Origin of the sequence: Segeticoccus rhizosphaerae, from assembly GCF_009192725.1 — a bacterium.
GTDB classification, from domain to species: Bacteria; Actinomycetota; Actinomycetes; order Actinomycetales; family Dermatophilaceae; genus Segeticoccus; species Segeticoccus rhizosphaerae.
The window spans coordinates 1-7,036 of record NZ_VOHR01000202.1 but is presented as its reverse complement, the minus strand read 5'-3'; the positions used below and the strand labels follow the sequence as shown (position 1 = coordinate 7,036).

9 protein-coding genes and 1 pseudogene are annotated in these 7,036 nt (G+C 70.5%); 7 read left to right on the top strand and 3 right to left on the bottom strand.

The features are described from left to right. Positions 1–311, top strand: a pseudogene (locus tag FRW57_RS23305) (ABC transporter permease); the annotation flags it as partial. Between the two features lie 158 nt (positions 312–469). Here the strand turns inward: FRW57_RS23305 and FRW57_RS14785 are convergent. After that, positions 470–1,264 carry a hypothetical protein gene (locus tag FRW57_RS14785; protein ID WP_137119491.1) on the bottom strand — a complete coding sequence of 265 codons (795 nt, stop codon included), beginning with the start codon at positions 1,262–1,264 and terminating at the stop codon, positions 470–472. A gap of 153 nt (positions 1,265–1,417) precedes the next feature. Here FRW57_RS14785 and FRW57_RS14780 point away from each other — a divergent pair, with 153 nt between their 5' ends. Together FRW57_RS14780 and FRW57_RS14775 are read left to right on the top strand one after the other, a co-directional pair. Beyond that, complete coding sequence (locus tag FRW57_RS14780) at positions 1,418–1,939, top strand: peptidylprolyl isomerase (RefSeq protein ID WP_137119490.1); 522 nt, start codon at positions 1,418–1,420, stop codon at positions 1,937–1,939. Positions 1,940–2,014: 75 nt separating this feature from the next. Beyond that, entirely contained in the window at positions 2,015–2,908 is an 894-nt protein-coding gene (locus FRW57_RS14775; RefSeq protein ID WP_152186349.1) for a rhomboid family intramembrane serine protease, read from the top strand. Positions 2,909–3,186: 278 nt separating this feature from the next. On the opposite strand, the gene FRW57_RS14770 is transcribed toward FRW57_RS14775, so the two are convergent. After that, a complete protein-coding gene (locus tag FRW57_RS14770; protein WP_137119488.1) occupies positions 3,187–3,462 on the bottom strand; it encodes a cell division protein CrgA in 276 nt (91 codons plus the stop codon). A 165-nt stretch (positions 3,463–3,627) separates the two neighbouring features. On the opposite strand from FRW57_RS14770, the gene FRW57_RS14765 reads away from it, so the two are divergent. From FRW57_RS14765 to FRW57_RS14755, 4 genes are all read left to right on the top strand, one after another. Next, on the top strand, positions 3,628–4,371 hold the full coding sequence (locus tag FRW57_RS14765; protein ID WP_137119487.1) for a DUF881 domain-containing protein: 744 nt from the start codon (positions 3,628–3,630) through the stop codon (positions 4,369–4,371). A gap of 85 nt (positions 4,372–4,456) precedes the next feature. Beyond that, positions 4,457–5,209 (top strand): class E sortase, encoded by a 753-nt coding sequence (locus tag FRW57_RS14760; RefSeq protein WP_137119486.1) that lies wholly within the window; start codon positions 4,457–4,459, stop codon positions 5,207–5,209. After that, positions 5,209–5,367, top strand: a complete 159-nt coding sequence (locus tag FRW57_RS24075; RefSeq protein ID WP_202911319.1) for a hypothetical protein — start codon at positions 5,209–5,211, stop codon at positions 5,365–5,367. Before FRW57_RS14760 ends, FRW57_RS24075 begins: the two co-directional genes overlap by 1 nt. 4 nt (positions 5,368–5,371) lie before the next feature. Further along, positions 5,372–6,034 carry an aminodeoxychorismate/anthranilate synthase component II gene (locus tag FRW57_RS14755; RefSeq protein WP_137119485.1) on the top strand — a complete coding sequence of 221 codons (663 nt, stop codon included), beginning with the start codon at positions 5,372–5,374 and terminating at the stop codon, positions 6,032–6,034. A gap of 12 nt (positions 6,035–6,046) precedes the next feature. On the opposite strand, the gene FRW57_RS14750 is transcribed toward FRW57_RS14755, so the two are convergent. Beyond that, positions 6,047–7,036, bottom strand: a 990-nt coding sequence (locus FRW57_RS14750) for a PASTA domain-containing protein (RefSeq protein ID WP_152186348.1), incomplete at its 5' end; no start/stop codon positions are given.

Below are 7,036 nucleotides of genomic sequence, written 5' to 3'. Positions count from 1 at the left end.
CATCGAGGCCACCAGGGCCACCCAGGCTGCCCGCGGTATGGCTGCTGGTCGGCGTCGCCGTGGCGCTCCACGGCCTGGCGCCGCGGTTGGTCCTGGGCGCCTGGGTGGCCCTGGTGGCCTCGATGTTGCTGGGCGAGTTCGGCGCCGTCCTGGGCCTGCCGGAGTCGGCGCAGCAGCTCTCGCCGTTCACGCACATCCCGTCGCTGCCCGGCGGTGAGATGGCCTGGATCCCGGTGGTGGTGCTGACGGTGATCGCGGTCGCGCTCACCGCTGCCGGGATCGCCGGCTACCGCCGCCGCGACCTCGCCTGACCCGCGAGGAATCATCGCGAGGTTTCGGCCCCCAGGAGGGCGCGGAACCTCACGATGATTCCTCACGCGGTGGGGGCGTGGTGGGTGCGCTGCGGCTGGGGGAGCGCGAAGGGGCGGCACCCGTGACGGGTGCCGCCCCTTCGTAGTGCTGCGAGCGGTCAGGCGCGCGACTCGGGAGAGTCTCCCTCGCCGGGGGTCGCGTCGGAGGCGGTGTCGGCGGGAGCGTCGGCAGCGGTCCCCGCGGTGCCGGTGGTCGTCGTGGACGCGCCGGTCAGGTTGGGGTCGACCGGACGGATCCCCGCGTCGCTCGGGCTGTCACCGGGCGACGGCGTGGTCGGCTCCGAGAGCGGCGTCGCCCACGGGTCCTCCTTCGGCTCCTTCTTCTTCATGAAGGCAGCGGCGGCAGCGGCTCCCGCTGCCAACAGACCGAGGAAGATCAAGAAGCCACCCTGCTTGCGGCGCTTCTTGCGCTTGCTGGGCCTGCCGGCAGCCTCGCTCACCGCTTCGACGGCCGACTGGCTCTGGGCGGCGGCCTCCCTGCTCGCGGTGGCGACCGCTTCCTGGATCTTGGGCAGCAGGTCCTCGACGATCCGGTCACGAGCAGCGTCGATCTTCGGTCCGAGCTGGTCCACCGCGGACTCGATCTTGGGTCCGGCCGACTCGAAGCTCCGTTCGAGGCCCTTCTCCACCCGGGGCTTGGCCCACGCCTTCGCGTGCTCGGCACGAGGCTTGCTCCACTCGAGGGCGGCCTCGGCGTGCGGCTTGGTCCAGTCGCGCGCGGCTTCGGCCCGGGGCTTGCTCCATTTGTATGCGGCCTTGGCCCGGGGCTGCCCCCACGAACGGGCCGACTCCGCGGCCGGGACGACCCGATCACGCAGCGCCGACGTCACGGAGCTCGCGCTGGCGGCAGCCTGCTCCTGCGCCTTCTCGGTCTTGCTCTTCTGACGGAACACGAGTCCTCCTGATTGATGATCTCGTCGGTCCTTACCCATCTTGCACTGTCTCAGCCACCCACGACCACCTGGTCCCCCGTGCCCCGCCGTCGGCGCGGACCGGTCCCGTGCCCGATGCAGGGGCGGCACCGCGGCCCGTGAAAGGATGGCGCCATGAATGCCACCCTTCACACGAACCACGGCGACATCAACGTCGAGCTGTTCCCCCAGGCCGCTCCCAAGACCGTCGAGAACTTCGTCGGTCTCGCCACCGGCGAGAAGGACTACCGCGACGACGCCGGCCGCACCAACCCGACGCCGTTCTACGACGGGTTGACCTTCCACCGGATCATCCCCGGCTTCATGATCCAGGGCGGCTGCCCCAAGGGCATCGGCACCGGCGGACCGGGCTACGCCTTCGATGACGAGATCAGCCCCGACAAGGACTTCACGTCGCCCTACATGCTCGCCATGGCCAACGCCGGCAAGCAGAGGGGCCGGGGGACCAACGGGTCGCAGTTCTTCATCACCGTGGGCGCCACCACCTGGTTGCAGGGCAAGCACACCATCTTCGGCGAGGTCGCCGACGGCCCGAGCCGCGAGGTGGTCGACAAGATCGCCGCCGTCGCGACCGGCGCGCAGGACCGGCCGGTGGAGCCGGTCGTCATCAACAGCATCACCGTCGACCAGGGCTGAGCCAGCCCTCCGCATCCGGCGGGCCACCGCTCACCGCCGGATCACCCACCCACCCGGATGCCGGAGACTAACCGCATGACCAACCCCGCGGCGCCCCAGCAGGCCCCGACCTGCCCTCGGCATCCCGACCGCGTGTCCTACGTCTCCTGCCAGCGGTGCGGCCGGCCGACGTGTCCCGAGTGCCAGCGACCGGCCGCAGTCGGCATCCAGTGCGTCGACTGTGTCCGGGAGGGCCAGCGCGGCACTCGTATGGCGCGCACGCAGTTCGGCGGCCGGGTCACCGACGGCGACCCGATCGTCACCAAGGTGATCATCGGGATCTGCGTCGCGGTGTGGATCGGCCAGCTGGTCTGGCCGCGCGTCACGGCCGAGATGCAGTTTGTCCCGGTGCTCGGCGACACCGAGCCGTGGCGGTTCCTCACGGCGGCGTTCGTGCACGCGCCGTCGGTGCAGGACTTCTGGCACATCGGCTTCAACATGTACGCCCTGTGGATCATCGGGCAGTACCTCGAGCCGCTGCTCGGGCGCACGCGCTACGTCGCCATCTACCTGATCAGCGCCGTCGGCGGCTCGGTCGGCTACGAGCTGCTCGCCTCGACCCCGAACAGCATCGCCGACTACGCCCGCACCGGGTGGTTCACCCCGACCGTCGGCGCCTCGGGGGCCATCTTCGGGCTCTTCCTGGTGCTGTTCATCCTCAACCGGCACCTGGGACGGGCGACCGGCGGCATCCTGGTGCTGCTGGTGATCAACGCGGTGATCGGCTTCACCATCCCGAGCGTCGCGTGGCAGGCGCACCTCGGCGGCGCGGTCACCGGCGCCCTGTGCGCTCTCGTGGTCACGGCGGCGGCCTCCCCGGGCCGCCGGGTCTGGCAGTGGGCCGGGCTCACCGGGGTCCTCGCGCTGGTGGTCGTGCTGGCGATGGTGCGCTACGCGACCGTGCAGCTGCCCTTCGTGGTCGTGCACTGACCTGCGGCCGCTGACCGCGAGTTACACCGTTGTGGTTTGTCCCCAGCCTGGGGACAAACCTGTGGACAACTCCGTTTCACGGGTCTGGTGGGCACCGACGGTTGCCGGTTTCGCAACTCGCGCTGGCACTACCCGTGCGCGCGAGGGGCTGTGACGGCGTGTCGCGGTCACCTCGCCGGCCTGTGCCAGCGTGGGTTGCGGATTCACCGGGTGTCGGTGAGCGGACGCCGTGCCGGGAGCGGACGGCATACGGGCTGAAGCGGACCGGAAGAGCCCGGTCAGCGCCAGCGGGTGGTCATGAAGAAGCCGGCCATCAGCAGGGCGAAGCCGATCAGCAGGTTCCAGTTGTTCAGGCTGCCGATGGGGAAGGATCCCTGGGTGATGTAGAAGACGACGATCCAGACCAGCCCGATGACCATGAGGCCGACCATGACCGGGAGGAACCACGGCGGGTTGGGCCCGAGGGCCTTGGCCTTGCGGGCGGCAGCCGACTCGGCCTGGGCCCGGCGTTTGCTGGACTGCTCGGCCTTCGGCCGGCGCTTGGACTCGGGCACCGGGTGCTCCTTGCTCGACGTAGAGTTGTCCCTAGCGTAAGGGGTCCGCGTGCGGGAGGGCGGCACCACTCGGTCGCCGACGCGGCCGCAGCGACGACAGCGGCGAAGATGGAGCGGAGCGATCCTGCCGCCGAGGAGTGCGGCAGGAGGGACGGCGGAGTGGGTATGGCGACGGGGCGAGGCGGCAGGGGCCGGATCGGGCCGTGGCGCGCCCTGCTCCCGGTCGTCTGGGTCGTCGCCGGGGTGCTCTTCGGCACCAGCGCCAGCGTCTCCCAGGGCACCGACCTGCGACCGGGGCCGGCCGACCTCGCCGACGTGATCCGCGGACAGACGCAGCGGGTCGAGGCGCAGGCCAAGGCCGTGCAGCAGCTACGCGACCAGGTCGATGCGCTGACCGCCGAGGCCGCTCCGGGCAACCGCAGCGTCAAGAAGCTGCAGAACCAGATCGACGACCTCGCCCCGACGGTGGGCACCGAGGCGGTCACCGGCCCCGGCATCTCGGTGACGCTCGACGACGCCCACCGTGACGCGGCGTCGCTGCCGGAGGGCTACACAGCCGACGACATCGTGGTGCACCAGCAGGACGTGCAGGGGGTCGTGAACGCGCTGTGGTCCGGTGGTGCCGAGGCGATGATGCTGATGGACCAGCGCGTCATCGCCACCAGTGCGGTGCGCTGCGTCGGCAACACCCTGATCCTGCAGGGCCGGGTCTACTCGCCGCCCTTCACGATCAAGGCGATCGGTGACGTGCAGGGCATGCAGCAGGCCCTCGACACCAGCCAGAGCGTGTCGATCTACCGCGAGTATGTCGACCTGCTGGGCCTTGGCTACCAGGTCGACCAGTCCCACCTGACCTTCCCGGCCTACGAGGGCTCGCTCGAGCTGGGCCACGCGCAGGCGGCTCGATGAGTCACCCCACGAAGTTCTCCGCTGCCCTGCCACCCCACGAAGTTCTCCGCTGTCCTGCGCTCCGATACTTCGCGGGGACCCCGACATGACGCAGGTGCGGCGGGCTGCCGGTGTCCTCGGCGAGCTGCTGATCACGGCCGGTGTGCTGGTGCTGCTCTTCGTCGTGTGGCAGCTGTGGTGGACCGACGTCACGGCCGGCCGGGAGCAGGCGCGGACCGTCACCTCCCTCGAGCAGCAGTTCGACCGGTCCGGGCTGCCCGACCGGCCCGTGGTCGCGTCGGGTGCGACCGGGTCGGCACCGTCGACCTCCGCCCCGGCCCCGACGGCCCGGAAGGACCCGTTGGTCACCTTCTCGGGTGTCCCGAAGGGCAAGGCCTTCGCCATCATCCGCGTCCCCCGCTACGGGTCCGACTACGCCCGGCCGATCCTGCAGGGCACCGGCACCGACATCCTGCAGCAGGGGGTCGGCCACTACGTCGGGACGGCGATGCCCGGCCAGGTCGGCAACTTCGCGATCGCGGGCCACCGGACGACCTACGGGCGTCCCTTCCACGACATCGACAAGCTGCAGCGGGGAGACGTGGTGATCATCGAGACCAAGCAGGACTACTTCGTCTACCGGGTGCGACGCCACACCATCGTCCGGCCGTGGCAGACCGACGTGATCGCGCCGGTGCCGCAGCACACCGGTGAGCAGCCGAGCGCGCGATGGCTGACCATGACCTCCTGCCACCCCAAGTACAGCGCCGCCTATCGCTACATCAGCTTTGCCAAGCTCGCCGAGAAGGTGCCCCGCGGCAAGGGCCTGCCCAAGTCGCTGCTGGAGGTGAAGGGCTGATGTATGCCGCGTTGTGGCGCCTGGTGCCCGGTCCGTGGCCGGTCAAGCTGCTCGCCATGGTCCTGCTGGCAGCCGTGGTGGTGGCGATCTGCTTCGTCTGGGTCTTCCCCGCCGTGGCGCCCCTGATGCCGTTCAACGGCAACACGGTGGGACAGTGAGCAGGTGACCAGGGTTCTCGTCGTCGACAACTACGACAGCTTCGTGTTCACCATCGTCGGCTACCTGCAGCAGCTCGGTGCGCAGTGCGAGGTGCTGCGCAACGATGCGGTCGGGCCGGCCGATGCGGCCGAGTTCGACGGGGTCCTGGTGTCGCCTGGCCCGGGCACTCCCGAGGAGGCCGGGGTGTCCATCGCGATGATCGAGGGGTGCGCCGAGCGGGCCCAGCCGATGCTGGGGGTCTGCCTCGGGCACCAGGCGCTCGGCGTCGTCTTCGGCGCGACCGTGGGCCGGGCGCCCGAGCTGCTGCACGGCAAGACCTCGACCGTGGAGCACGACGGCACCGGCGTGCTCGCCGGGCTGGAGTCACCCTTCACGGCGACGCGCTACCACTCGCTGACGATCGAGCCCGCGACCCTGGCGAGCCCGCTGCTGGTCAACGGCCGCACGGCGTCGGGCGTGGTCATGGCGGTGCGGCACGAGTCACTGCCGCTGCACGGCGTGCAGTTCCACCCCGAGAGCGTGCTGACCCACGGCGGGCACCGCATGCTGGCCAACTGGCTGGTGACCTGTGGCCTCCCGGACGCGGTCGAACGCTCCGCCGGGCTGACCCCGCTGGTGCACGACGCGGCCGGTATGGCGCGACTCACCGGATCATCCCCAGCCTGACTCGCAGGCAGGTCAGCCCTGCGGGACGTGCGGCTTGACCGGTGGGGGCCCGCCGCCGTTGCCCCCGCCGCCGTTGCCCTTGCCGGTCGTCCTGGAGGCCGTGGCGGTGCTCGACGTCGGTGAACTGGAGGTCGTGGTGGCCGTGGAGCTGGTCTGGGTGGGGGGCGACGTGGTGGTCGACGACGGCGGGGTGACCGTCACGGTCGCCGTCGTCGGCGGCGCCTGGGACACGAGCAGGCTGATCTCGGTGCCGACGGCAACCTTCTTGCCCTCGTGGTCCTGCCGGATGACCTCGTCCGGGTTGATGTCCTGCTCGATCTGGTAGCTCACACTGGCCTTCAACCGCAATGCCGCCAGGATGTTGCGGGCCTCGGCCTCCGTCTTGCCGACGACGCTCGGCACCGTGACCTTGCCACTCGCGACCTTGAGCAGCACCGTCGACTTGGCCGGCACCGCACCGGGACCAGGATCGGTCTCGACGACCTTGCCCTTGGCCATCGTGGGGTCGTCGTCGGTGAACTCCGACTTGGTCTTGAGCCCCAAGCCGGTGAGGACCGACTTGGCATAGGACTGCGACTGGCCGCGCAGGTCGGGGATGGTCACGCTGTCCGGACCCGTCGACACGACGATCGTGACGTCGGCGCCCTGGTCGAGCATCGTGTTGACCTTGGGGTTCTGGTCCACCACCTGTCCCTCGGCAGCGGAGTTGGCCTTGTGCTTCACCACCGGATGCAACTCCGCCCCGGTGAGCGCCGACTTGGCCTGCGCCTCGGTCCGGCCGATCACATAGGGCACTGAGACCTGGGGAGGTGTGTCGTCCTTGTTGTTGTTCATCAGGGTCATCCCGGCGTAGGCGATGACACCGAGCACGGCCAGGGCCGCGAGGGCCAGCACGACGTAGACGCCCCGGTGGCGTGGCTCGTCGCCGTGCAGGGGGATCTCCGCGGTGTCGTCCGGGTGCGCCGGAGGGCGCGGGGGCCGTGCGTCCGCGGCGCCGCCGGC